Source organism: Lysobacter sp. Hz25 (genome assembly GCF_046097045.1).
GTDB lineage: Bacteria > Pseudomonadota > Gammaproteobacteria > Xanthomonadales > Xanthomonadaceae > Lysobacter > Lysobacter antibioticus_B.
Genome location: NZ_CP175666.1, coordinates 4,840,515 through 4,865,663 on the forward strand (window position 1 = coordinate 4,840,515; position 25,149 = coordinate 4,865,663).

At 67.7% G+C, this 25,149-nt stretch carries 17 protein-coding genes, 1 pseudogene and 1 riboswitch; of the genes and pseudogenes, 7 read left to right on the forward strand and 11 right to left on the reverse strand.

Going from position 1 to position 25,149, the window contains the following annotated elements; all coding sequences use genetic code 11:
- Positions 1–122: 122 nt before the first annotated feature.
- Together ACKN61_RS19925 and ACKN61_RS19930 are read right to left on the reverse strand one after the other, a co-directional pair.
- Entirely contained in the window at positions 123–647 is a 525-nt protein-coding gene (locus ACKN61_RS19925; RefSeq protein ID WP_223620996.1) for a hypothetical protein, read from the reverse strand.
- Between the two features lie 178 nt (positions 648–825).
- The gene (locus ACKN61_RS19930) at positions 826–1,017 is read right to left on the reverse strand and encodes a hypothetical protein (RefSeq protein WP_152566055.1); all 192 of its coding nucleotides are present in this window, start codon (positions 1,015–1,017) and stop codon (positions 826–828) included.
- Positions 1,018–1,624: 607 nt separating this feature from the next.
- On the opposite strand from ACKN61_RS19930, the pseudogene ACKN61_RS19935 reads away from it, so the two are divergent.
- Positions 1,625–3,649, forward strand: a pseudogene (locus ACKN61_RS19935) (sodium-translocating pyrophosphatase); the annotation flags it as partial.
- A 12-nt stretch (positions 3,650–3,661) separates the two neighbouring features.
- Positions 3,662–4,114 carry an OmpA family protein gene (locus ACKN61_RS19940; protein WP_408953876.1) on the forward strand — a complete coding sequence of 151 codons (453 nt, stop codon included), beginning with the start codon at positions 3,662–3,664 and terminating at the stop codon, positions 4,112–4,114.
- Positions 4,115–4,213: 99 nt separating this feature from the next.
- On the opposite strand, the gene ACKN61_RS19945 is transcribed toward ACKN61_RS19940, so the two are convergent.
- The 4 genes from ACKN61_RS19945 to ACKN61_RS19960 form a co-directional block, all read right to left on the reverse strand.
- Positions 4,214–4,831, reverse strand: a complete 618-nt coding sequence (locus tag ACKN61_RS19945) for a hypothetical protein (protein WP_408950917.1) — start codon at positions 4,829–4,831, stop codon at positions 4,214–4,216.
- A 250-nt stretch (positions 4,832–5,081) separates the two neighbouring features.
- Complete coding sequence (locus tag ACKN61_RS19950; protein WP_408950918.1) at positions 5,082–6,620, reverse strand: M91 family zinc metallopeptidase; 1,539 nt, start codon at positions 6,618–6,620, stop codon at positions 5,082–5,084.
- 134 nt (positions 6,621–6,754) lie between these two features.
- Positions 6,755–7,255: a discoidin domain-containing protein gene (locus tag ACKN61_RS19955; protein ID WP_408950919.1), complete on the reverse strand. Its 501-nt coding sequence runs from the start codon at positions 7,253–7,255 to the stop codon at positions 6,755–6,757.
- A complete protein-coding gene (locus ACKN61_RS19960) occupies positions 7,252–8,244 on the reverse strand; it encodes a sterol desaturase family protein (protein WP_408950920.1) in 993 nt (330 codons plus the stop codon). Before ACKN61_RS19960 ends, ACKN61_RS19955 begins: the two co-directional genes overlap by 4 nt.
- Before the next feature lie 339 nt (positions 8,245–8,583).
- Here ACKN61_RS19960 and ppa point away from each other — a divergent pair, with 339 nt between their 5' ends.
- A complete protein-coding gene (ppa, locus tag ACKN61_RS19965; protein WP_031370347.1) occupies positions 8,584–9,138 on the forward strand; it encodes an inorganic diphosphatase in 555 nt (184 codons plus the stop codon).
- A gap of 213 nt (positions 9,139–9,351) precedes the next feature.
- Here ppa and ACKN61_RS19970 read toward each other — a convergent pair whose 3' ends face one another.
- The 5 genes from ACKN61_RS19970 to thiC form a co-directional block, all read right to left on the reverse strand.
- Positions 9,352–12,273 carry a TonB-dependent receptor plug domain-containing protein gene (locus ACKN61_RS19970; RefSeq protein WP_408950921.1) on the reverse strand — a complete coding sequence of 974 codons (2,922 nt, stop codon included), beginning with the start codon at positions 12,271–12,273 and terminating at the stop codon, positions 9,352–9,354.
- A gap of 592 nt (positions 12,274–12,865) precedes the next feature.
- Positions 12,866–13,786 (reverse strand): AraC family transcriptional regulator, encoded by a 921-nt coding sequence (locus ACKN61_RS19975; RefSeq protein ID WP_031370345.1) that lies wholly within the window; start codon positions 13,784–13,786, stop codon positions 12,866–12,868.
- A gap of 143 nt (positions 13,787–13,929) precedes the next feature.
- Positions 13,930–16,242 (reverse strand): winged helix-turn-helix domain-containing protein, encoded by a 2,313-nt coding sequence (locus tag ACKN61_RS19980; RefSeq protein ID WP_408950922.1) that lies wholly within the window; start codon positions 16,240–16,242, stop codon positions 13,930–13,932.
- A gap of 265 nt (positions 16,243–16,507) precedes the next feature.
- Positions 16,508–17,194 (reverse strand): ion channel, encoded by a 687-nt coding sequence (locus ACKN61_RS19985; protein ID WP_408950923.1) that lies wholly within the window; start codon positions 17,192–17,194, stop codon positions 16,508–16,510.
- A 425-nt stretch (positions 17,195–17,619) separates the two neighbouring features.
- Positions 17,620–19,497 carry a phosphomethylpyrimidine synthase ThiC gene (gene thiC, locus ACKN61_RS19990; protein WP_408950924.1) on the reverse strand — a complete coding sequence of 626 codons (1,878 nt, stop codon included), beginning with the start codon at positions 19,495–19,497 and terminating at the stop codon, positions 17,620–17,622.
- A gap of 66 nt (positions 19,498–19,563) precedes the next feature.
- Positions 19,564–19,672: riboswitch (TPP riboswitch) on the reverse strand.
- Between the two features lie 84 nt (positions 19,673–19,756).
- On the opposite strand from thiC, the gene ACKN61_RS19995 reads away from it, so the two are divergent.
- From ACKN61_RS19995 to ACKN61_RS20010, 4 genes are all read left to right on the forward strand, one after another.
- Positions 19,757–20,431 carry a hypothetical protein gene (locus ACKN61_RS19995; protein ID WP_408950925.1) on the forward strand — a complete coding sequence of 225 codons (675 nt, stop codon included), beginning with the start codon at positions 19,757–19,759 and terminating at the stop codon, positions 20,429–20,431.
- Between the two features lie 142 nt (positions 20,432–20,573).
- The gene (locus ACKN61_RS20000) at positions 20,574–21,122 is read left to right on the forward strand and encodes a YbhB/YbcL family Raf kinase inhibitor-like protein (protein WP_408950926.1); all 549 of its coding nucleotides are present in this window, start codon (positions 20,574–20,576) and stop codon (positions 21,120–21,122) included.
- 358 nt (positions 21,123–21,480) lie between these two features.
- The gene (thrA, locus tag ACKN61_RS20005; protein ID WP_408950927.1) at positions 21,481–24,105 is read left to right on the forward strand and encodes a bifunctional aspartate kinase/homoserine dehydrogenase I; all 2,625 of its coding nucleotides are present in this window, start codon (positions 21,481–21,483) and stop codon (positions 24,103–24,105) included.
- Positions 24,102–25,094, forward strand: coding sequence for a homoserine kinase (locus ACKN61_RS20010; RefSeq protein WP_408950928.1), 993 nt, complete (start codon positions 24,102–24,104; stop codon positions 25,092–25,094). The genes thrA and ACKN61_RS20010 overlap by 4 nt, the downstream gene beginning before the upstream one ends.
- The last annotated feature ends 55 nt before the right edge of the window (positions 25,095–25,149 follow it).

Genomic DNA, 25,149 nt, shown 5'->3' on the forward strand with positions numbered 1-25,149 from the left:
GCAACGAAGCCGCCGCACTGAAGCGGGACGAAAGAAAGGGCCGCATTGCGGCCCTTTCTTTATGCGCGCCGTGACGCGCGAGGATTCTTCGACTGAAGTCCGGCAGGCGCCGGGGCCTTCGCTCAGCCGCCGCAGCCCTGGCCTTCGACTTTCATTTCGGCAGCGAACATCGGAATCGCGGCGAGCTTGTTGGCGGCGGCCTTTTCCTTTTCGTCCTGCAGGTACAAGCGCGACTTGCCCTGCGCATCCAGGGTCGGCGGCACCGCGGCCGCGGCCGGCTTGCGCCAGATCCGCACCACCGCCTGTTGCTGCGGGCAGGCAGCGCTGGGCACGCGGATCAGATCGTTGAACTTCCAGCCGCCGGCTTCGGAAGGCTGCGCCTTGGCGGCGTCGACGAAACGCGCACGCGGCTGGCAGTTCGGGCTGGTGCGCACGACCGCGAATTTGTAGGGATCGGCGGCCTGGCCGGTGAATATCCCCTCGACCCGCGCACAGGCTTCGGGAATCTGGCGCAGGGTGTGCAGGCGGGCGACCGCCTGGGCCGGGATCGGCCCGCGCTTGATCTCGGGCACCGGATCGGCGGCGGTCGCGAGCGCAGGCAGGCCCGCGCACAGGATCGAAACGAATAAAACGGGAACGAATCGCATCGTCGGCTCCGGTCTCACAAGGCCGGCGCAGACTGGCACGCATTGGCTGAACCCTCGCCGGCCGGGGGCGGAAGCCCGGCCGACGGCGCTCGCAGGTCCGGACCGCGAGCGCGTCGGCCGCCTGCAAGCGGCGGCCGACGCGCGGGTCGACACGACCCCGGGGTTCAAGCGGCCGGGTTCATTCCAGCGGAATGGGGCACTGCTTCTGCACGCAGCACGACCAGCAATAGGCCTGGGTGTTGCCGGACAGCTTGCAGTCGTAGATGCACTGCGCCATTTCCGGCGTGATGCTGGAGCCACCGGCCGCGGCGGTCAGCCCCAGCCCCATACCGAACACGAACACACAACATGCGATCAGCTTCTTGCTCATGGACATCTCCTGACTTGAGGTTCGATGGAAAACCCTTTCCTGTACTCAAGCGCACACCGGTATCGGCGCCGCAACGACGCGTCCACCCGTGGCTCCCCCTGCGGGCCATGCCCGCAGTGCGCATCGGCAGACCGTGGCGAATCCCTGGCCGGCACGATGCGCGCCATCGATCTAAGCGGCGCAGCGCAGGCAGTGTCAAACCGATGACCTGCCGGCGCCGTGCGAACGTCCGCGCGCCCGTGCATGCTGCTGCGCCGGTCGCTGCGCACCGCGCGTATTCAGCTGCTGCGTCACAGCGCGCGCGTGCACGGGTCAAGGCGATTACGGGGTCGATCCCGGGAACGAACCGGACCCGATCCGTGACTGCAGTCGCAGCCCCGCCGATGACCGCTCGGCCCTTGCGCCAGCCCGCGGCGGCGAGGTTTCACCGGCCCAGTGCGTGTGCGATAGTCGCGACACCGCCGTGTTCGCAGCACGGCGTCGCTGCAATGCAACACGCATCAGCGCAAGAAGCGATTCCGCGGCACACCGGCCAACAGCTTTCCGCGGCACAACACGATCGACCCGTTGTCCTGTGATGTCCACTTCTACACTTGGGGAGGGGTTCATGCTGGAGCAGTACGGTTTGACCTTGGCGCTGGGCTGCGCCGTCATCGCGATCCTTTACGGCATCGTGTCCGCGCGCTGGATCAGCGCTCAACCCGCCGGCAACGAACGAATGCAGGAGATCGCCGGCGCGATCCAGGAAGGCGCACGCGCCTATCTCAACCGTCAGTACATGACCATCGGCATCGCCGGCGCGGTCCTGTTCGTGTTGATCTGGTTCGCACTCGGCGGGCCGACCGCGATCGGCTTTCTACTCGGTGCGGTGCTCTCGGGCGCGGCCGGCTACATCGGCATGAACGTCTCGGTGCGCGCCAACGTGCGCACCGCCGAGGCCGCGCGCAAAGGCATCGGCCCGGCCATGGACGTCGCCTTCCGCGGCGGCGCGATCACCGGCATGCTGGTGGTCGGCCTGGGTCTGCTCGGCGTGGCCGGCTACTGGCTGGCGCTGGCGAAACTCGGCGTGACCGGCGAAAAAGCACTGCACGCCCTGGTCGGCCTGGCCTTCGGCTCGTCGTTGATCTCGATCTTCGCCCGACTCGGCGGCGGCATCTTCACCAAGGGCGCCGACGTCGGCGCCGATCTGGTGGGCAAGGTCGAAGCCGGTATTCCCGAGGACGACCCGCGCAACCCGGCGGTGATCGCCGACAACGTCGGCGACAACGTCGGCGACTGCGCCGGCATGGCCGCCGACTTGTTCGAGACCTACGCGGTCACGGTGATCGCGACGATGTTGCTCGGCAGCCTGATGGCCAGCACGGTCGGCGCCAACGGCGTGCTGTATCCGCTGGTGCTCGGCGGCGTGTCGATCATCGCCTCGATCATCGGCGCGTTCTTCGTCAAGGTGAAGGCCGGCGGCTCGATCATGGGCGCGCTGTACAAGGGCGTGATCGTCTCGGCGGTGCTCGCGGCGATCGCGTTCTATCCGATCACCACCGAGCTGATGCGCGATGCCAGCCACGGCGCAATGAACCTGTACGGCTGCGCGCTGATCGGCCTGATCCTGACCGGCGCCATCGTCTGGATCACCGAGTACTACACCGGCACCCAGTACGCGCCGGTCAAGCACGTCGCCGCCGCATCCACCACCGGTCACGGCACCAACATCATCGCCGGCCTCGGCGTGTCGATGAAGTCGACCGCGCTGCCGGTGATCGCGGTGTGCGTGGCGATCTGGGGCTCGCATGCGCTCGGCGGCCTGTACGGCATCGCCATCGCCGCCACCTCGATGCTGTCGATGGCCGGCATGATCGTCGCCCTCGACGCCTACGGCCCGATCACCGACAACGCCGGCGGCATCGCCGAAATGGCCGAGCTGCCCTCGGACGTGCGCGCGGTCACCGACCCGCTCGACGCCGTCGGCAACACCACCAAGGCGGTGACCAAGGGGTATGCGATCGGTTCGGCGGCGCTGGCCGCGCTGGTGTTGTTCGCCGACTACACCCACAACCTGCAGGCCGCGCATCCGGGCGTGGTGTTCAACTTCGACCTGTCCGACCACATGGTGATCATCGGCCTGCTGATCGGCGGCCTGATCCCCTACCTGTTCGGCGCGATGGCGATGGAAGCCGTCGGCCGCGCCGCCGGCGCGGTGGTCGAGGAAGTGCGGCGTCAGTTCCGCGACATTCCCGGAATCATGGAGGGCACCGGCAAGCCGCAGTACGACCGCGCCGTCGACATGCTGACCAAGTCGGCGATCAAGGAAATGATCGTGCCCTCGCTGCTGCCGGTCGCGGTGCCCGTGGTCGTCGGCCTGTTGCTCGGGCCGAAGGCGCTCGGCGGCTTGTTGATCGGCACCATCGTCACCGGCCTGTTCGTCGCCATCTCGATGACCACCGGCGGCGGCGCCTGGGACAACGCCAAGAAGTACATCGAAGACGGCCACCACGGCGGCAAGGGCTCGGAAGCGCACAAGGCCGCGGTCACCGGCGATACCGTCGGCGACCCGTACAAGGACACCGCCGGCCCGGCGATCAACCCGCTGATCAAGATCATCAACATCGTCGCCTTGCTGTTGGTGCCGCTGCTGCCGGTGACGGGAATGGGCGACGCTTCCGCCACCCACGGCGTCAGCGAAGCCGCACTGACCGCGCCGGCGACCGATGTCGGCGGGCCGGTGGACTCGGGCGCAATCGATGCATCGGGTCCGACCGAGGCCGTCGACAGCGCAGCATCCACGCCGGCAGGCAGCGCCAAGCTCTACTTCGACGTCGGTTCGGCCACCCCGCCGGCCAGCGCCGAGGCCGATCTGGCCGGCGTGGTCGCCGCATTGAAGGCCGAACCGTCGACGAAGGCCCGCATCTCCGGCTTCCACGACGAGTCCGGTGGCGCAGCGACCAATGCCGAGCTGGCCAAGGAGCGCGCGCAAGCGGTGCAGGGCTGGCTGGAATCGCAGGGCATCGGCGCCGACCGCATCGTCCTCGACAAACCGATGGTCACCACCGGCGGCGGCAGCGCCGATGAAGCGCGGCGAGTGGAAGTGAAAGTCGAGTAAGCGCATTCGGCATCGGCCCGACAGCCGATGCCGCTTCGCAAAACCGAAAACGGCGGCCTGGGCCGCCGTTTTCTTTTGACTATCTTCCCATCACCCAACTCACTGCTCCGCGAATGCATTCGCCGCGATATCGAACCACGGCGTGCACACGAGTTGCTGCCGTTCGGCGACCGCAAACGAGGCGCGCCAGATTTCGACCTCGCCGACACTTTCCGGCGCGATGAAATCGCCGTCTTCGAACGTCGCCACACCGAGACACCAGCGCAAACGCTTCGGCGCATCGGCGCCAGGTATCGCGAACTCGAAACGCCCTGCCGTCTCCGCACCCACCGGTACACGAATCGCCAACGGCGTCGGCGGCAAGGTCGGCGCAGGTCGCGGCAAGGGCGATACCGCATGGCTCAATGACACATCACCGTTCTCGGTCTGCACGGTCGGCGCCGCGATCGCACCGGCCTTCTGCCGCCCTGTCGCCACGGCGTGGCGGTCGCCGCGATCGAACACCGCGAGCGGCACATCGCCAAGGTTGTGCAGGCGATAACGCACCGTCAACACGCGTTTCGACGCCGCATAGGCGAACTCGGCTTCGAGCGCGACGCCGCGGCCTTGCACCTTCGCGATAGGGACGGCAGCCGAAGCGCGGTCGGCAGGCATGGGGTCGGACTCCGCGGATGAAGAGGGTTGAGCATGCACGCAGGCGCTCGCGGCGAGCGCCATCGAACACACGAGCAAGCGGCGAATGCAGGGATAACGGGGATACTGCGTCGACTTCATGCCAGGGCTCGTCTCGGGTACGGAGGATCGGCGCACGCGATGGAGGATGGCGACTGCCTCGGCGCACGCCCCATCCGGGAATCAGAACGACTATCCGCCGATCCTAGACAAAGCCGGGCAGCCCGCGATGAACGCGGGCTGCCGCCCGTCGCTCCTGAGACCGTCGTCGCGATGCGCAGTGAATACCGCGCCGTCAGAGCGAATAACTCGGCCGGTCCGGCAAGCCGAGCTCGCCTCGGATGCCGTTCTCGGTCAGGTGATCGGGATTGGCGGTGGTCTTGGGCGTATTGGGGTCGCCGTCGAAATCGTAGGCCGGCGCACTGGTCTCCAGGCCGACCGCCTGGCGTTCGGCGTTCGGCACCTCGCCGTTGTCGGGCCCGGTGCCGCGATAGGTGCCCGGCTGGAAGGTGCCGGTGACGCCGTTATAAGCGTGCGACATCTCGTGATACAGCACCACCACCGGCGCCGGGAACTCGGCCAGGTGGAACGAAGGGTTGTAGCTGATCTGCACGTCGCCGCCGGCGCCGGGCTTGCCGTTGACGATGTCGGCGTCGTTGCTGAAGGTCTGGGCGTAGCCGTTCTGCTCGTTGGCCAGTTCCTTGATGGTGACGGAGTTGCCGCGCGCGGCCGCCTGGTCGAACTCGGCCAGCATCTGCTGGCCGTTCGGCGAGCTGCGCAGGAACTCGATCTCGGCGCCGACGCGCTGCTTGAACGCGTCCGAGCCCTCGATGGTCACGCCCTTGCTGGCGCTGATTTCGACGTTGATCACCGTGTTGCGGGCGCCGGTGGCGGCGTTGATGAGGTCGCTGGCCTGTTGCGCATACACGGTGTCGTGGCCGGAGCGGTTGTCGACCGTGTCCTTGCCGGCGCCGGTATAGACGGCATCGTCGCCCTCGCCGCCGCGCAAGCTGTCGTCGCCCAGGCCGCCGGACAGCATGTCCTTGCCGGCGCCGCCTTCGAGTGTGTCCTGGCCCTGGCCGCCCTCGAGGAAGTCGACGCCATCGCCCCCGCCGAGCGTGTCGGCGCCGTCGCCGCCATAAACCACGTCGTCGCCGGTGCCGGCGTCGAGACGGTCGTCGCCGCTGTTGCCGAACACATCGTCACGGCCGGCGCCGGTCGATATGACGTCATTGCCGAGGCCGCCGTCGATGCGGTCGCTGCCGGCGCCTGTCGCGATCTGGTCGTCGCCGGCACCGCCGTCGACGACGATGTTCACCTTCACGTTCGAGGCGACGTTGATGGTGTCGTTGCCGGCGCCGCTGCGAATGGTCAGTTCCTGATTCTCGCCCAGGCGCACCTCGTATTTCTCGCCGTTGACGCCGACGTCGAGGGTGCCGTCGTCGCGCTGGGTGATCTGCACGTCGTCGTTCTTGGCGCCGGTGGTCAGCACGACCTGATCGGTGCTGACATAGGTGCGGCCCAGGCCGGCGTCGGCGAGGGTCTGCTCGCGCGCTATCGACACTTCGGCGCCCTGGTGCAGCGGGTCGATCTGCACGGTCTTGCCGTCCGGCGTGCGGCCCTCGCTGCGCTGCTGCGGGTTGGTGTCGTTGCCGTCTATCGCCACCGCATTATCGAGCGTCGGGCGGTCCGGCTCGGCAAGCTCGGTGACCGCCGCTTCGGCGGTCACCGGCGGCTGCGGCTCGGCCAGACGGTTCGGGTCGGCGGCGACCGGATCGTTCCAGTAAGAATCGACCGGCGGCGCGGAACGGGTGGCGTCGAGCTGTACGGACATGGCAAGCCTGCGATGGACGGAGTACGAGCCTCCTAGATACGCAGACGTATGGCCGCATCCAAGCTAGGGCGTACCCACGCTAGGGTCGACCCCAGGAGCGCCCGAACGCCGGCCCGACGGCGCGCGACGCAGAGTTACCAGGCTTCGACTTCGTAGATGCGGGTCGCCGGATCGGCCGGGTCCTGCGCCGGCTGGCTCACGTCCAGGCGCACATAACGCGCCCGCGTCGGGGCGATGCGATGCACGCTGACGCCGTCGACGTTGTCGTCGACCTTCGCCACTTGCCGCCAGCTCGCGCCATCGCTCGACACCGACAGCGCGAACGCACGCGTGTTCATCGCAGCCGCTTCGCCGCCGGCTTGCGCATGCTTGACGGTGAAGCCGCGCAGCACGCGCTCGGCTTGCAGGTCGATGCGCAGCCAGGCCGGCCGCTGCAGCGAACAGAACTTGTCGTGGGTCTTGCTGGCAAGCAAGCCGTTGACCGCCTTCTCCGCTTCCTCGCCGGGCTTGCAGATCGCCGAGCCGGTGGCCGGGCGATGCAAGGCGAGATTGGCTCGCGCCGGCTCGCCCGCGTATGCGAGAGCGCTCGGCCAGGCCACGGCGAGCACTACCCACACGATCGGCCAACGGTTCATGGCGCCCCCTGCTGCGCCAGCCAGGCGCGTTTGCTGACCTCGGCGGTCTTGTGCTCGCCGTCGTGGCTCCAACCCGGCGGCATGATCGGATACAGCAACTTGTTCTTCCATCCCGGCGCGGCGGCGACGTCGCGCAGCAAGGCCGCGAATTCGCCGAGATACGCATCGAAAAAACTGCCGGGTTTCAGCGGCCGGGTGATGCCGTACTCGATCCGCACGTCCTCGCGCTGCGGCTGATAGGTGCGGAACACGCGGTCCCAGACGTTGAGCAGATTGCAGAAATTGGTGTCCATGTAGACCGCGTTGCGCGCGTGATGCACGCGGTGGTGCGCCGGCGTCAGGATCACCCGGTGCAGCAACCCCAGGCGCCCGTCCTTGAGCGCGTGCTCGCCCAGGTGGATGAACTGTCCCCACAGCCCGTCGACGAACATGATCAGCAACAGCAGCGGCGGCTCGACCCCGGCCAGGATGCAGATCGTGGTGCGCACCAGATCCGCGTACGGCGCCTCCAGGAACAAATGCGCGTAGTTGACCGACAGATTCATCGCCACCGGCGCGTGATGAGTCGAGTGCAGGCACCACAGCAAGCGCACCTTATGGGCGAGGTAGTGGTAGACGAAATGAGCGAACTCCCAGACCAGGTAGCCGTAGATCAGCCCGGGCGCGCTGATGCCGACCTGGAACGGCGCATACGGCTGGAACAGGCCGATGCACAAGGTCACCACGCCGAAGGTCAGGAAGGTCGAGATCAGCCGGTTGGCCAGCAGGGTCAGGAACGGGAGCTTGTAGTCCTCGAGCTTGAAACGCCGTTGGGCGACGGTGCGCAACAGCTCGTACACCAACAGGATCGGGATGACCGGGTACAACAAGGCCGCGGCGCCGTCGGCGCTGAGCAGCGCCCGGTAGCCCTGCTCGGCCAACAACTGCAGCAAGGCCCCCAGGCCGAAGAAACCGATCAGCTCTTGCTCGACATAGCCCCACCACGCCATCGCCGCCCCCGCATTTGTATCGATCTAAATGCAGGATTAACACCCCACGTGGAGAGCGGCAAGCGCACCGGCCGAAACCCCTGCCGCCTCGTATTGGACGGCGCCTGGACGCTTTGGACACGATCGCCACCGACGCCCGATGGCCGCGTCGCTCGGATGCGGTTGGCTGCCGATGCGCGCACGAAGCCGCTGTTTTGCCGCCGATTGGACATTTACGCGGGCCGCGGCCCCCGGCCGAGCCCGCCTGCCCCCGTGCTGCAACGCAGCACCCAGCCGCGTAGAATGGCGCTCTTTCTTTCACCGCCCGCCTTCCGGCGGGCCTCAGCAGTCGGAGCACACATGGGTCTGGACCTCGTTTCCACCGGCAAGAATCCGCCGCACGAGATCAACGTCATCATCGAAATCCCGAAGGATGCCGAGCCGGTCAAGTACGAGGTCGACAAGTCCTCCGGCGCCATCTTCGTCGACCGCATCCTGTCGACCCCGATGCGCTATCCCTGCAACTACGGCTACGTTCCGCACACCGTCTGCGGCGACGGCGACCCGGCCGACGTGCTGGTGATCCTGCCGCTGCCGCTGATCCCGGGCTCGGTGATCCGCTGCCGTCCGGTGGCCGTGCTGAAGATGTCCGACGAAGCCGGCAGCGACGAAAAGCTGCTCGCCGTGCCGGTCGACAAGGTCTTCGCCGGCTACAGCCACATCCACGACATCGAACAGGTCAGCCCGCACTGGCTCGAGCGCATCGGCCACTTCTTCGAGCACTACAAGGATCTGGAGAAGGGCAAGTGGGTCAAGCTCGACGGTTGGGGCAACGCCGAGGAAGCCAAGAAGATCCTGGTCGAAGCCATCGAGCGCTACGCGGCCACCTCGGAAGAAGACAAGCCGAAGTTCTGATCGGTACTCGGTTCTGCATCAAACAAAAGGCCGCCTTCGGGCGGCCTTTTGCTTTGCGGCCCGCATCGATGCGCTATGCCCGATGCAAGAAAAGCGGGCGAAAGCGACGAACGTCTGCATGGCCTGGCGACCGCCGTTTCGCTCGGCCCGCGCCCCAAAAAACTACGGCCCCTTTCGGGGCCGTAGTCGTATTGCGGTACTACCTGACGCTTATCAGAAGCGCTGCGTGTACTTCATGTAGACGAAGCGACCGATGTCGAAGCTGCCGTTGTACGAGAAGCTGCTGTTCGGCTGGCTGTACATGGTCTGGCCAACGTGGTCGAACACGTTGTTCGCGCCCACCGCCACCGTGGCGTTCCACGGGGTGTTGTAGCGGACCTGCATGTCGTGGAAGGTGTTGCCGCCCACTTCGCGGATCGGCTGGATGCCCTTGTAGCCCGACTGGTAGTTCGGCTTGTCGCATTCCGCGCCGCCGTTCAGATCGTACGAGCACTCTTCCTTCAGGCCGGAGTAGTAACGCACGCCCCAGCTTGCGCCGAAGTCGCCGTAGCTCCAGTCGGCGTTCAAGTTCGAACGCACGCGGAAGTTGCTGCCGCCGTCGGCGACCCAGCTCGTGCGCTGCTCGACCGGCGTGGTGGCTTCGCCATCGCGCTTGTATTCCAGGTAGTCGACGTAGGTCGTCTTCCAGGTGAACGAGAAGTTGCCGAAACGGGTGTCGGTCAGACGGTAGGCGACGCCGAGGTCGTAACCGGCCGTTTCCTGGTAACCGCCGTTGATCAGGTTACGGGTCACGCCCACGACCTGGCCATCGGTGTCGCGCACGAAGCGGCTGCAAGCCGAATCGATGCCGAGCACGTAGCAGTTGTTGAGGATCGAGGTGACGGTTTCAGCCGCGATCACGTCGTCGATCTTGATCTTCCACCAGTCCAGGCTGATGTCGAGGCCGCTGACGTAGCTCGGGCTGTAGACGAAACCGATGCTGGTCGACTTCGAGGTTTCCGGCATCAGGTTCGGGTTCGAACCGGACAGGAAAGCGCTGTCGGACTGGGCGTTCGGACCGGTGGCCGGACGGCCGCCGGAAGCGACCTGGCGGAAGTTCGCCGGGACCGCGCCGCCGCAACGGGTTGCGACCTGCGGGTTACGCACGGCCGAGCCGAACAGCGTGTCGCACGGGTCGGTGTAGTTGTCGAAGCTTTCGCTGATGCCGCCGTACAGGTCGGCCACGGTCGGGGCGCGGAAGCCCGTCGCGTAGGTGCCGCGCACCAGCAGGTCGTCGATCGGCTTCCACTTCAGGCTGAACTTGCCGTTGGTGGTGTCGCCGAAGGTGTTGTAGTCCGAGTAACGGCCGGCGAGGCTGAACGACAGTTCTTTCGCGAAGGCCACATCGGCCAGCACCGGCACGGCGAGTTCGACGTAGAACTCGTCGAGCGAGTAGCCGCCCTGGGTTTCGCTACCGGCCAGGTCGGTGCTCAGGCCCGACTGCAGCAGGGCGTCCGGCGAGTAGTGCGCCGATTCCTTGCGGTGCTCGTAACCGGCCGCCAGGCCGAGGTCGCCCGCCGGCAGCGTGGCGAGCACGCCGCTGAGGTTGAGGCTGTAGACCTCGGTCTTGGTGGTCGAGGTGTCGTGGGTCGGCAGGTACAGGTACTTCTGCAGATCCTTGTTGCTCAGCGAACCCGGAGCGTTGACGCCCGGACCGAGCAGCGGGTTCCAGGCCAGGCAGTCGGCGATCGGGCTGGCTGCGGTGCCGCAACGGGCCACGCCGCCCGCGTCGATGAACGACGGGCCCAGGGCCTTCTCGACGTGCGGCAGGTACAGATTGCCGGTGCCGGTCTTGACGCCCTTGTTCTGGTTGTACATGTAACCGGCGTCCCAATCCCACGGCTTGCCGGCCAGTTCGAACGAACCTTCCAGGCCGCCGCTGAAGCGGTAGGTGGTCAGCTCGGACTTGGTCTGGCGCGGGACTTCCCAGCCACGGCGGTAGAAGTCGGCGTCATAACCCAGCGGGTTGAATGCGCTGCCGCCCTTCAGGGTCAGGTCGCCCTCGTAACGGTCGCTGAAACCGTTGGAACGGAACGGGTAACCGGCGATCTGCTGGGTGGCTTCGCGGTCCGTGTACAGGACGTCGGCCTTGGCGCGCAGGTTGTCGGTGATGTCGAATTCGGCGTTGGCGAACACCGAACGACGCTCCAGGCCGGTCGAGAGATACATCTGCTCGTTGGCGTTGGTGTAGTCGGTCAGCGGGTTCGTCGCGTGGAAGTTCGCGATGTTCGAGGTGTCGGTGGTGCCACGGTTCGCGGTCAGCGCGTTGTCTGCGTTGTCGAACAGGGTGCCCCACTGGTTGATGCCGCTCCAGCCGTTGGTGCGCACGCCGTTCGGGCCGACGTCCGGCACCGGATGGCCACGACCGTTCGGGTAGCGAGTGAAGGCGCGATCGCGGGCCATGACCGGATCTTCCTTGCTGTACTCGGCGCCCAAGGTCACCGAACCGCGCTCGCCGGTCTGGCCGACGACGAAGTTATAGACTTCCTTGTTGCCGTCGCCCTGGCCGTACTGGCCGAGGTAGGCGCTGGCTTCGAGGCCGTCGAAACGCTTGCGGGTGATGATGTTGACCACGCCGGCGATCGCGTCCGAACCGTACAGGGCCGAAGCGCCGTCGGTGAGGACTTCGATGCGCTCGACGATCGAGCTCGGGATCGCTGCCAGGTCGGAGTAACCGCTGGAGCTGATGCCCATGCGCTTACCGTCGATCAGCACCAGCGTGCGCTGCGGGCCGAGGTTGCGCAGGTCGACGTACTGGCCGCCCACGTCTTCGCCCGACGCCAGCGCGTCGGCGCGCGAGATCGCCGGCGAACCGGTGGCGGTGATGTTCTGGACGATGTCCGCGACGCTCGTGAAGCCCTGCTTCTGGATGTCGGCGCGCGTCATCGTGACGACCGGCTGCGAGGTTTCCAGATTCGCCTGACGGATGCGCGAACCGGTGACTTCGATGCGGTCGAGGGTGGTGGTGGCCTGATTGGAGGCGTCGGCTTCCTGTGCGCCGGCGATCGCCGGGATCAGGGCCGACACTAACGCCGTGGCGATGGCGGACGGCAGCAAGCCGTACCGCGCCGCGGGGCGCAGACTGCGATGGTTCATCTATCTCTCTCCAGTAATCTCGTTATGGGCGTGTTAAAACGCTTTGCAAAAGTACGACCCGCAAGCCGATGCTGCTTTGCCCTTGAGGCCGGGTGACTTTGCCGATTGAGTCGTCGCGGTCGTGGTCACAACGCAACGATGCAATCAAGCGCCGATGAAAACGCGATGCGCGCGTCGCGATCGATCGTCGACAACGAGTCGATGCGACGACGCACTCAGGCGACGCACAGGTTTGCGCGCGAAGACGAGAAAGTTTGCCGATGCTGTCGATGCGCCCGGCATGAACGACCGCTAAATCGAAACGGCGGCGATCGCGGCATCGCACCGCGCATGGCTGCGCAACGATTCAGCGCACGTTGCTGGAGAAAGAAATCGCAATGGCGCTGCGTGCTGGGAGATCGCGTACGGCGATCGTGCCGGGCTGGCCCTGCGCTCGTGGCCGGGGCCACGATCGTCGCCGAAGTTTCGATGCGCGCGCGGCGCGCATTCGAAACTTCAGCGGTCGTCCTGTTTGCGTATTGCGGATGTTGCGTACGACGCGTGCGCCGACCCGTGTATCGCGATCGATGCCTGTCGCAGTAATCGACTCGGCTTATGCGGCCTTGCGCAGCGGTGCGGCCGCCGGCTTCGCCGATGCCGATTGGGCCGATTCCAGCTTGGCGCTGGCGGCGGCGCTGCGGTAACGCGTCGCCGAGGTGCCGAAGCGTGCGCGGAAGGCGCGGGCGAAGCTGCAGCAATTGTCGAAGCCGCTGGCGGCGGCGACTTCGCCGATCATCATCGAGGTGTTCTTGAGCAGATCGGCCGCGTGCTCCAGACGCATGCGCGCCGAGGCCGCCTGCGGGCTCTCCTCATAAAGACTGTGGAAGGTCTTGGAGAAGTACCAGCTCGAGAAGCTCGTCAGTTCGGCCAGTTCGCTGATCCGCACCACGCGGTCGCAGTTGCCTTCCAGGTACAGGCGGGCGCGCTGCAGACGGCCGAACACCTGGCGCTTGCGGCTGCGCGAGCGGCCCGGGCAGCGCTGGATGCGTGCGGTCAGCTCGCGCTGGACGCCGGCCAGGTGCAGCAGGATCGGACGCAGGGCGTTGATGTCCAGGCCACCGTCGGCTTCGCCGTTGCGGGCATGGGCCTGGCGCCACAGGCGCAGGGCGATGCGGGCGTCGTGGCGGCTCATGCGGCCGCGGCCGGCATAGAGGCTGCACTCGGCGAGCCGGGTCATGGCCTTGATCGCGTCGGCGGTCAGGTTGAGGCCGACGCAGACGCCGTAGCGGTCGGCCTGCAGGACCGGCTTGGAGTCGCGTTCGAACGCGATCCAGTCGCCGCGCTTGAGGCGGAACTTACCTTCCTTGGCTTCGACCCAGGAGCTGCCGCGCAGCTGGACCCAGATCGAGAAATGCGTGCCCGACAGCTGGGCGCTGCCGAGACGGGAGACGCCGACGCAACTGGCCTGAATGGCGGGATCCTGAGCGTCCAGCTGCAACAGCTGTCCGCGATCCGCCCACAATGCTTGCTCCATTGGTCCACCTCATGTGCCGAGAATGAGGTGTTGTTTTGCCTAAGTCCGGCGCGCGACTTCAGAAATTTGACGGAGAGTTAGGCGAATTCGGAACGACGTCACAACCGAAGCTTTTCCGAAAGCACATTTGTTTGCAGAATCAATCAGTTGAGCCAACCGGGCACGAAGGTCTTCGGCTCTTCGGGCAGGTCCATGTAACCGATATCAGCGCCGTCCCACTTGGCCAGGGCCAGATAAACCGCGTCGCCGCGCGGACTCAGGCTGAATCCGTTGATCGCCGAGCGCCGGCTCTGGTCCAGGCACAGGACCGAGGGCGGCAACTCCGGCGAGGCGATCCGGCGCAGCAGGGACAGGCAGGTCGGCTGCTGGTCGAGGTAGCGCAGCTCGCCGGTCTCGGTCGCCACGTCCCAAAGCCGGTAGCGGTCGGCGACCGGTTCGCCGTCGTCGATGCGGCGGACGCTGGCCGGGGTCAGGTCCAGGTCCGACTGCCACAGCCCGGCCTCGGTCTGGCGGGTGAACAGCAGACGGTTGCGGGCGCCGTCGACGCGGACTTCGGAGACGTCGGCCAGCTGGCTCAACAGGCGCCAGGGCGTCAGCCGGCGGTCGAACAGATTCAGGCTCAGGCGGCCGTCGCCGGTGCCGGCCAGGACCAGCAGGCGATGCGGGTCGGGCAGTTGCACGGCCTGGATCGGGTCGGGCAAGGGCACCGGCAGGCGGGTCACGCGGCCGCTGGCCGGGACGATCTCGTGGACCACGTTGCGGCCTTCGGCGTCCGGCCCGACCACGGTCACCCGCGCGCTGTCGTTGGACCACGACGGCGCATAGCGCGTGCCGGGTTGCACGCCCTGCAGCATGCGCAGCGAATCGGGCTGGTCCATGTCGGCCCACCACAGATGGGTGCTGCCGGAGCGGTCGGAGACGAACACGATCTGGTGCGCGTCGGGGGCGATGGTGGGCAGGATGTCGCGGGCCGAGGACGGGAACAGCGGGTCGACCACGTGCACCGCGCCTTGCGAGGTATCGCCGAGCACCACCCGGAACAGGCCGAAATAAGGTTTGCGCTGGACGAAGGCCGCCGCCGGCCGCGCCGCCGCCACCGCCGGCGCCTGCGCCGACTCGATGCCGAGGTCGCGGGCCTGACCGGTGTCCAGGTCGAGACGGAACATGCGGGTGTCGCCGTCGATCATCCGCCCGAACAGAATATTGCGGCTGTCCGGCAGCCAGTCCCAGCCGCGCACGTCGGCGCTCAGGTGGCTGAGCCGTTCGGCCTTGCCGCCTTCGGCCGGCAGGCGCCAGAAATCGCCCTGCGGGCTGTTGCGCACGAACACCAGCCAGCGCCCGTCCGGCGAGAACCGCGGCGACAGATCGAGGTTGCCGGCGCCGGGCTGATACGGCACCGCGCGCCACTCGCCGCTGGCGAGGTCGAGCACGCGCATGCCGACGATGCCCTGCGGGGTCCACATGCTGCCGAAGATCAGGCCGCGGCCGTCGCCGGTCCAGTCGAAAGTCGGCGGGTTGCGCGAGTCGCACGTGCCGACTTCGCGCTCGGCGCCGCCGTTGGCGGCGATCACCAGCACCCGGCACGACACCCCGGGCTCCAGGCGCAGGAAGGCGATCGAACGACCGTCCGGCGACCACGCCGGGGCGCTGTCCTCGGCCTGGCCGTTGGGTTGGGTGAGCTGACGCGGCGGGGTCTGGTCGGTGGTCTGCACCAGGATCGCGGTGCCGCGCTGGCCTTCGGGGATCGCCACATAGGCCACCATCGCCGCATCCGGCGACAAGGTCGGGGCGAGCTCGAAGCCGGGCATGGACGTGATCAGGCGATACGGGCGCGGGGTATTGGTCGCGCGCGCCGGGTCGACCGCCGGCGCGGCCGCCTGCGTTTGCGGCTGGCGCGCGAGCGACCACCACACCAGGCCGCCGACCAGGCCGATCACCAGCGCGATCACACCGACGATCGAACGCCAGGTGCCGCGCGGACGCGGGTGGTTCGGCAAGGGCACCGGCTCGACGCGCTCGTCGACCATCGCCGCCGGTGCGGTCGATATTTCAACGTCGTCGGCCGGCTCGTGGTGGGTAGAAGCCGCGCTCTCCTGCGGCAGCCATTCGACCTCGGCCAGCAGGCGGTAGCCGTTCTTGGCGATGGTCTCGATGTAGCGCGGATTGCCGCGGTCTTCGTCGAAGGCCTTGCGCAGTTGGGTGATGGCCTGGGTGACGACGTCGTCGGTCGGCAAGGTGTCGGGCCAGACCTCGGTCAGCAGGGCATCGCGGCTGACCACGCGGTCGGCGTGTTCGACGAGCACCAGCAGCACGCCCATCGATTTGGGCGTGATGCGGCGAGGCCGACGGGCGCCCGGTGCGCGGATCTCGCGCAAGGGGATGTCGACCAGGCACTCCCCCACCCGCAGTTGCTCGGCGGGCGGAGTCGGTAACGATGGCTCGTGAATTCGCGGCATGAATCCTGCTGATGATGCGCACTCGCCCGCCGCCGGTCATGTGCCTGAACGCATGGGCGGCGTAACGACAAACCGACATATCCGGCATGGCGCGATGGCGCAATCGGAAAAGCGCGTATGAACCGCCTATTCTAGCGTCCGCGAAGCTGAGCCGGACCTGTTCGAGTGACGCAGGCGGCCCCAAACCGGCCAAAACGCCGGAACGTATCGTTCCAAAAGGGCCCAGGACCCGCGCATTCCCCTGTAACCCGGGGGTGTTAGCGGCTCAGCGCCGCTCGTTGCGCAGAATGGTCAGGCCGATCAGGCGCGACACCACCGCGGCGATATACCCCACCCCGGCGAACTGCTCGAACATGGTCAGCACCCGCGCCGCCGGGCTCATCGGCAGGATGTCGCCGAGGCCGACCGCCGACAGATTGGTGAAGCTCAGGAACAGCAGTTCGAGCCAGGTGCGCGGCTCGCCGGGGCGTTCGGCACCTATGAAACTGCCCGGATACCAAGCCTGGCAGACCAGGAAGGCGTAGGCGAAGCCCCAGGCCAGCAGGGTGAAAGTGGCACCGGCGGCGAACAGTTCGTCGGCGGTCACCCGATGGTCGCTCATCATGTAGGCGATCAGGCTGCCGGCCGCATAGAAGTACAGGGCCGCCTCCAGCGCCGAAGAAGCGATCAACAGATCGGGGCTGGCGAACAGCACCGACAACACCGACAACACGAACGCCGGCACCGCGATGATCCAGGCGATCCACTTGATGGCCGGGCTGCGGTTGACCACCCATACCGCCAGCGCCAGCACCAGCACGCCGAAGGCGCCGAACACCACCCGCCCGCCGCCCGACGGCTCGAACAAGGGATAGGCGAGCATGCTCAGCAGCTGCGCCGCGAGCAGGAAGGCCGAGGGATGGCGTCGCGCATGGACGCGCCATTTGAGGGAGGTGTAGTGGCGGTCGCTCATGCGGCGAGAGTGTGCAGGACTTGGCCGACGGCGCACAGAGGGGTGAGCGGGTGGTGCCGCCAAACGCGGTCCGCGCGGCCGTCCCCCTGTAGGAGCGGCGTGAGCCGCGACCCACCGAAGAGACCGGATACCGCGAATCCATCCGAAGCGGCAGGCATCCGGATCGAATCCGACCAGAGCCGTGGGGCTTCGGGGGGTCGGCTACTACGCTTTCGTACGACGCTTTGGTTAGTCGCAGCTTGCGCCGCTCCTATCCAACGGCAAAAGATCGGGCATCCGCGCATCGGAACTTCGGCTGCGGCGCTTTCGTACGACGCTTCGGTTGGTCGCGGCTTACGCCGCTGCTACAGGAGAGGCGGCGCAATGTTGGCAATCCGGCGCGACGCCATCGCGTCGCGCCGGATTTTCTCGACGGCCCGCGACGATCAGGCGCGGCGATAGACTTCCGCGCCCTGGGCGCGGAACTCGGCGGCCTTTTCGGCCATGCCCTCGTCGAGCGCGGCGACTTCTTCGACGCCGTGTTCCTTGGCGTAGTCGCGCACGTCCTGGGTGATCTTCATCGAACAGAAGTGCGGGCCGCACATCGAGCAGAAGTGCGCAACCTTGTGCGCGTCCTTCGGCAGGGTCTCGTCGTGGTACTCGCGGGCGCGCTCCGGATCGAGGCCCAGGTTGAACTGGTCTTCCCAGCGGAACTCGAAACGCGCCTTGCTCATCGCGTTGTCGCGCGCCTGCGCGCCCGGGTGGCCCTTGGCCAGGTCGGCCGCGTGCGCGGCGATCTTGTAGGCCATCAGGCCTTCGCGCACGTCGTGCTTGTTGGGCAGGCCGAGGTGTTCCTTCGGAGTGACGTAGCAGAGCATCGCGGTGCCGAACCAACCGATCATCGCCGCGCCGATCGCCGAGGTGATGTGGTCGTAGCCCGGGGCGATGTCGGTGGTCAGCGGCCCGAGGGTGTAGAACGGCGCTTCGCCGCAGACCTCAAGCTGCTTGTCCATGTTCTCCTTGATCAGTTGCATCGGCACGTGGCCGGGGCCTTCGATCATGGTCTGGACGTCGTGCTTCCAGGCGATCTTGGTCAGCTCGCCCAGGGTTTCCAGCTCGCCGAACTGGGCCGCGTCGTTGGCGTCGGCGATCGAGCCCGGACGCAGGCCGTCGCCGAGCGAGAAGGCCACGTCGTAGGCCTTCATGATTTCGCAGATTTCCTCGAAGTGGGTATAGAGGAAATTCTCCTTGTGGTGCGCCAGGCACCACTTGGCGAGGATCGAGCCGCCGCGCGAGACGATGCCGGTCACCCGCTTGGCGGTCAGCGGCACATAGCGCAGCAGCACGCCGGCATGGATGGTGAAGTAATCCACGCCCTGCTCGGCCTGTTCGATCAGGGTGTCGCGGAAGATCTCCCAGTTGAGTTCTTCGGCGCGGCCGTCGACCTTTTCCAGCGCCTGGTAGATCGGCACCGTGCCGATCGGCACCGGCGAGTTGCGGATGATCCACTCGCGGGTTTCGTGGATGTGCTTGCCGGTGGACAGGTCCATGACCGTGTCGGCGCCCCAGCGGATCGACCACACCAGCTTCTCGACTTCTTCGGCGATGCCCGAGGACACCGCGCTGTTGCCGATGTTCGCGTTGACCTTGGTCAGGAAGTTGCGGCCGATGATCATCGGCTCGCTTTCCGGGTGGTTGATGTTGTTCGGGATGATGGCGCGGCCGCGCGCGACTTCGTCGCGGACGAATTCCGGAGTGATGATTTTCTGGATGTTCGCGCCGAAGCTCTGGCCCGGGTGCTGGGTCAGCAGATGGCCTTCGCGGATCGCTTCCAGGCGCTGGTTCTCGCGGATCGCGATGTATTCCATTTCCGGGGTGACGATGCCGCGGCGTGCGTAATGCATCTGGGTAACGTTGGCGCCGCCAATGGCGCGACGCGGCAACGGCCGGTTGCCGAAACGCACGTGGGCGAGCTTGGGGTCGTGTTCGCGCTTGCGGCCGAACTCCGAAGACAGGCCGGTCAGCGCCTCGGTGTCGCCGCGTTCGGCGATCCAGCCGGCGCGCAGCGGCGCCAGGCCGGCGGCCAGGTCGATGACCGCGCCGGTGTCGGTGTAGATGCCCGAGGTGTCGTAGACCGCCAGCGGCGCGTTGTCTTCGCCGCCGAAGATGGTCGGGGTGCGTGCCAGCGCAATCTCGCGCATCGGCACTTGCAGGTCCGGACGCGAGCCTTGCACGTGGATCTTGTGCGAGCCGGGGATCGGGCGGGTAACGTCGGCCGACAGCTTCTCGGCTTGCTGGATCAGTTCGGAGGGCACCGCATTCATCGGAATTCGTCCTGTAGTTCGCTCATTCGAGCCGGGACGAAGCGGGCGGCGCGCGGACGCGCTGAAGGCGCCTCCGGCGAAGCTTCCCTACGGCGGTCTAAACCGCATCAGGTTCGAAGGGTCTGTCTCAACCACCGGGCCGTTCAGGCCATCGGCGGTACCCCCGCTTCAACGCGCATTAGACATGGAAACCGGCGACGGCGCCAATCCGGCGACGGCGGCGATTGCCCGCGATGGCCGGGCCGGCTAGGGTTCGGCGATGAAACCGACCCTGCCGCGCCGACGCGCCTACGTTCTGCCCACCCTCGCCGCGCTGGTCGTGGCCCCGTTGGCCATCGCCCTGTCCGCCTGCGCCGGCCCGGCGGCGAAGCCCGGCCCCGGCCCCGGCCCCGGCGCCGCCGCGCCAGCCGCCACCGCGGCGAGCCATCGCTCCGACCTGCTCGACCGCCTGCGCCCGCTGTGCGGCCAGGCCTTCGCCGGACGCGTCGTCGCCGATACCCCCAAGAGCGCCGACGACCCGTTTGCCGGCAAGCCGCTGGTCATGCACGTGCGCGAATGCGGCGCGAACGAAATCCGGGTGCCGTTCCATGTCGGCGACGACCGCTCGCGCACCTGGGTGCTGCGCGACGACGGCGTGCGCTTCAATCTCAAGCACGATCATCGCCACGCCGACGGCAGCGCCGACGCCATGACGCTATACGGCGGCGACTGGCGCGAGTCGTCGCGCGCCGGCCGCTACGAGTTTCCCGCCGACGACGAAAGCAAGGCCTTGTTCGGCAAGCTCGGCCGCGCGGTCTCGATTCCCAATGTCTGGGCGATCGAGATCAACGAGCGCCGCTTCGTCTACGAACTCGCCCGCCCGGGGCGATTGTTCCGGGTCGAATTCGACCTGACCCAACCGGTGCCGGCGCCTCCGCCGCCGTGGGGCAGCTGAGCCACGCCTGACACGCCGACATTCGCCAGGCCGCGCCGGCTGGCGATAATGCACAGCCGTTCCTTTCATGACCGTGCTGCTTGCACGCCCATGACCCGCCGATGCCTTCGCCTCGGTCCATCGCCCACACGGATGCCACGCCATGAACCTGTTGCGCCATGTTCTGTCCATCGCCTTGCTGCTCGCTTCGCCGCTGGCATCGGCCGCCGACTTCGTCGTCGAAAGCCCCGACATCCGCGACGGCGACACCATCGACGCGCGCTACGTGTTCAACGGTTTCGGCTGCAAGGGCGCCAATCAGTCGCCGGCGCTGGCCTGGCACAACCCACCGGCCGGCACCCGCAGTTTCGCGATCACCGTGCACGATCCCGACGCCGCGGGCGGCAAGGGTTGGTGGCATTGGGTGGTGGTCAACATCCCGGCCAAGGCCACGTTTCTCGACAGCGGCGCGAGCGCGGTTGCGAAGGCCTTCCCGCCGGGCGCCGTGCAGACGCGCAACGATTTCGGCAAGCCCGGTTATGCCGGGCCCTGCCCGCCGGCCGGCACCAGCCATCGCTACGAATTCACGGTGTGGGCGCTCAAGGTCGACAAACTCAAGGTCGACGCCAACGCCGGCGGCGCCCTGGCCGCCTTCATGCTGCGCGATCACGTCATCGGCCAGGCCCGGATCACCGCGAGCTACGGCCGCTGAGTCCGCGCCGGCGCGTCCCCGCCGGGGCCGCGTCCGGCTGGACAGGGGCCCGGACGGCGGCCGATTCCGCCGTCCGCCACATTCCTGCCGCCCCCTACTTGACGCGCCGCACAACGCCGGGTTATTGCTAGCCCCATGCACCCCGCCTTCGCCATCGTCCACAACGTCTCGACCCAGCCGCAAGGCGGGGTATCGGCGATTGTGTCGATGTCGATTACCACCACCGGTACCGGTACCACCTCTCACAAGGTGCGGACGGGCGTGTCCAGCTAATCGACCACGCCGCTCCGCACCCGACCAGGGTGCGGGCTGCCAGCCTCACCCGAACCGGGACACGGAGCTCCATCAGGAGTTTTCCATGTCGTCCGCTCAACCTCAGCCCGCCCTCGCTCGACCAGGCCTCGCTCAACAAGGCCCCGACGACCCGCCCGAAGCGGCTGGGTCCGACGCCGAACCGTCCAAACCTGCGCAAGCCTTCGCCGCATCACCGGCGCAGCAGTCGGCCTATGCGCCGGTGCCCGCGCCGGCACGCCATGCCCACAAATTCGGCGGCAGCAGCCTGGCCGACGCCGGCCGTTACCGCGTCGCCGCCGGCCTGCTCGACGACGGCGCGCCGCAACGGGTAGTGGTGGTCTCGGCGATGCAGGGCGTCACCGATGCGCTGGTCGCCCTGGTCGCCGACGCCCGCGCCGGCCAGGACTGGGTACCGGCCTGGTCCGATCTGCGCCAGCGCCACCTCGACACCGCCGACGCACTCGACGGCCAACACCGTCATGGTGCACACGCGGCGATCGAGACCGAGTTCGATGGCCTGCGCGCGGCGCTCGAAGCGCTCGCGACCGCCTCCGACGGCGCCTACGCCGATGCCCTGCCCGGCCTCGGCGAAGTCCTGTCTTCCTACCTCATGCACGCCGCACTCGGCGGCGATGGCGCGGGCTGGACGCGGCTCGACGCGCGCGAGGTGCTGGTGGTGCATCCGGGCGAGATGGGCGTCGGCGTGGATTGGGCGCTGAGCCGCGCGCGCCTCGCCGACTGGCGCAAACACCATGCCGACAACGACGTCGTCGTTACCGGTTTCGTCGCCCGCGACACCCAGGGCCACGACACCACGCTCGGCCGCAACGGCAGCGATTATTCCGCGGCGATCTTCGCCAACCTGTTCGACGCCGATGCGCTGACGATCTGGACCGACGTCGACGGCGTGCTGTCGGCCGACCCGCGCCTGGTGCCCGATGCGGTATGCCTGCCGACGATGTCGTATGCCGAAGCCTGCGAACTCGCTTATTTCGGCGCCAAGGTCCTGCATCCGCAAACGCTGGCGCCGGTGCAGCAGGGCGGCATCCCGCTGCGCATCCGCAACACCCGCAATCCGCAGGCGCCCGGCACCTTGATCAGCCTGGTGTCGGAACCCGATGCGGCGCCGGTCAAGGGCTTGAGCCTGGTCCACGACCTGGCGGTGCTGGAACTGATCGGCAACGGCATGGTCGGCGTGCCCGGCACCGCCGAACGCCTGTTCGGCGCGCTGCGCAGCGCCGGCGTGTCGGTGACGATGATTTCGCAGGGCTCGTCCGAGCATTCGATCTGCTGCGTGGTGCGCGCCGACCAGGCCGCGCGCGGCCGCGACGCCATCGTCGCCGCCTTCGCCGATGCCATGGCCGACGGCCAGGCCCAGGAAGTCACCGTCACCCCGGACATTTGCGTGCTCGCCGCGGTCGGCGACGGCATGGTCGGCACGCCCGGCGTCGCCGCGCAGTTGTTCGACGGCCTGGCCAAGGCGCGCATCAATCTGCGCGCGATCGCCCAGGGCGCCGGCGAGCGCAACATCTCGGTCGCCATCGCCGCGCGCGACGCCACCCGCGCCCTGCGCGCCGCGCACTCGGCGTTCTGGCTGTCGCCGCATTGCCTGTCGATCGGGTTGATCGGCCCCGGCAAGGTCGGCCGCGCCCTGCTCGCGCAACTGCACGAAGCGCAATCGCGTTTCCAACGCGACAGCCGCCACAACAAGGTCGACCTGCGCCTGCGCGCGATCGCCGACAGCCGCCGCATGCAGTTGGCGCCGCGCGCGATGGCCTTCGAGGGTGCGCACGAGGCGCTGGCCGCCGATGGCGTGGAAACCCTGGACCTGGAACGCTTCGCCGCGCACGTACGCGCCGAGCACATCCCGCATGCCTTGATCGTCGATTGCAGCGGCAGCGACGCGGTCGCCGCGTTTTATCCGCAATGGATCGCCGCCGGCATTCACATCGTCACGCCGAGCAAGCACGCCGGTTCCGGCCCCTTGGGGCGCTACGAGGCGATCCGCGAGGCCGAGCGCAGCGGCGGCCAGTTCCGCTACGAAGCCACGGTCGGCGCCGGTCTGCCGGTGATCCAGACCCTACGTTCGCTGCTCGACACCGGCGACGAACTGACCGAAGTCGAAGGCATCCTCTCGGGCACGCTGGCCTGGTTGTTCAACCGCTACGACGGCCAGACCGCGTTCTCCGAACTGGTGCGCGAAGCGCATGCGCTGGGCTATACCGAACCCGATCCGCGCGACGACCTGTCCGGCACCGACGTCGCCCGCAAGCTGGTGATCCTCGCCCGCGAAGCCGGCCGCGCCTTGTCGCTCGACCAGATCGAGGTCGAGAGCCTGGTGCCGGAAGCGCTGCGCAGCGTATCGAAGGAAGAATTCTTCGAGCGCCTGCACGAACTCGATGCGCCGCTGCAGCAGCGCTTCGACGCCGCCCGCGCCGCCGGCCTCAGCCTGCGCTACCTCGCCCGTCTCGATCGCGAAGGCCGCGCCAGCGTCGGCGTGGTCTCGCCGCCGCCGGGCCACGCCGCCTTGCACGGCGCGCTCACCGACAATCTGATCCAGTTCCGCACCCGCCGTTACGCCGATAATCCGCTGGTGGTGCAAGGCCCCGGCGCGGGCCCGGACGTCACCGCCGCCGGCGTCTTCGGCGACCTGCTGACGATCGCGCAAACCCTTGGAGCCCGTGCATGAGCGCCGCGTTTTCTTCTGCATCCTCTTCCGCTCCGTCCGCCTCCGACGCAGCCGCGCAGCGGCGCCAGGCCAGCGCGTTCGCGCCGGCCAGCGTCGGCAATATCGGCGTGGGCTTCGACCTGCTCGGGCATTCGATCGAAGGGCCGCGCGATGTCGCCACGGTGCGGCGCATCGAGGCGCCGGAAGTACGCATCCGCGCGATCCGCGGCGACGTGCCCGGCGCCGACTCGTTGCCGCTGGAGGCCGCACGCAATACCGCCGGCCAGGCCTTGATCGCGCTGCGCGAAAAACTCGGTCTCGAGCACGGATTCGAACTCGAACTCGACAAGGGCATACCGCTCGGCTCCGGCCTCGGCGGCTCGGCGGCGTCCTGCGTCGCCGCGCTGGTCGCGGCCAATGCGGTGCTCGCGCAACCGCTGTCGCGCGATGCGCTGTACGAATTCGCCCTCGACGGCGAATCGGTGTCGAGCGGCAGCCGCCACGGCGACAACGTCGCGCCGATGTTGCTGGGCGGTGTGGTCATGGCGACCTCGACGCGGATGATTCCGCTGTCGGTGCCCGACTGGCTGTACGCGGTCGTCGTGCATCCCGACCAGGTGCTGGAAACGCGACGCGCCCGCGCCGTGCTCGCCGATCCGTATGCGCTGCCCCTGGTGGTGAAGCAGAGCGCGCACTTGGCCCTGTTCCTGACCGGCTTGCAGCGCGGCGACGCCGGCCTGCTGCGCGAAGGCTTGGTCGACCTGCTGGTCGAACCGCGCCGTGCACCGTTGATCCCCGGCTTCGCCGCGGTCAAGGCGGCGGCGCTCGATCACGGCGCGCTCGGCGCGAGCATTTCCGGCGCCGGCCCGAGTTGCTTCGCCTGGTTCGCTTCGCGCGCCGAAGCCGCTGCGGCGGCGCCGGCGATGCAGCAAGCCTTCGCCGATGCCGGCTTCGATTCGCGCGCTTACATCACCCCGGTAGCGGGACCGCGCACGGAGGTGATCGGGTAGTAGCGGAGCAACAGCAACAGCAAATCCCCCTGCCCCCTTTGTCAAAGGAGGGAGT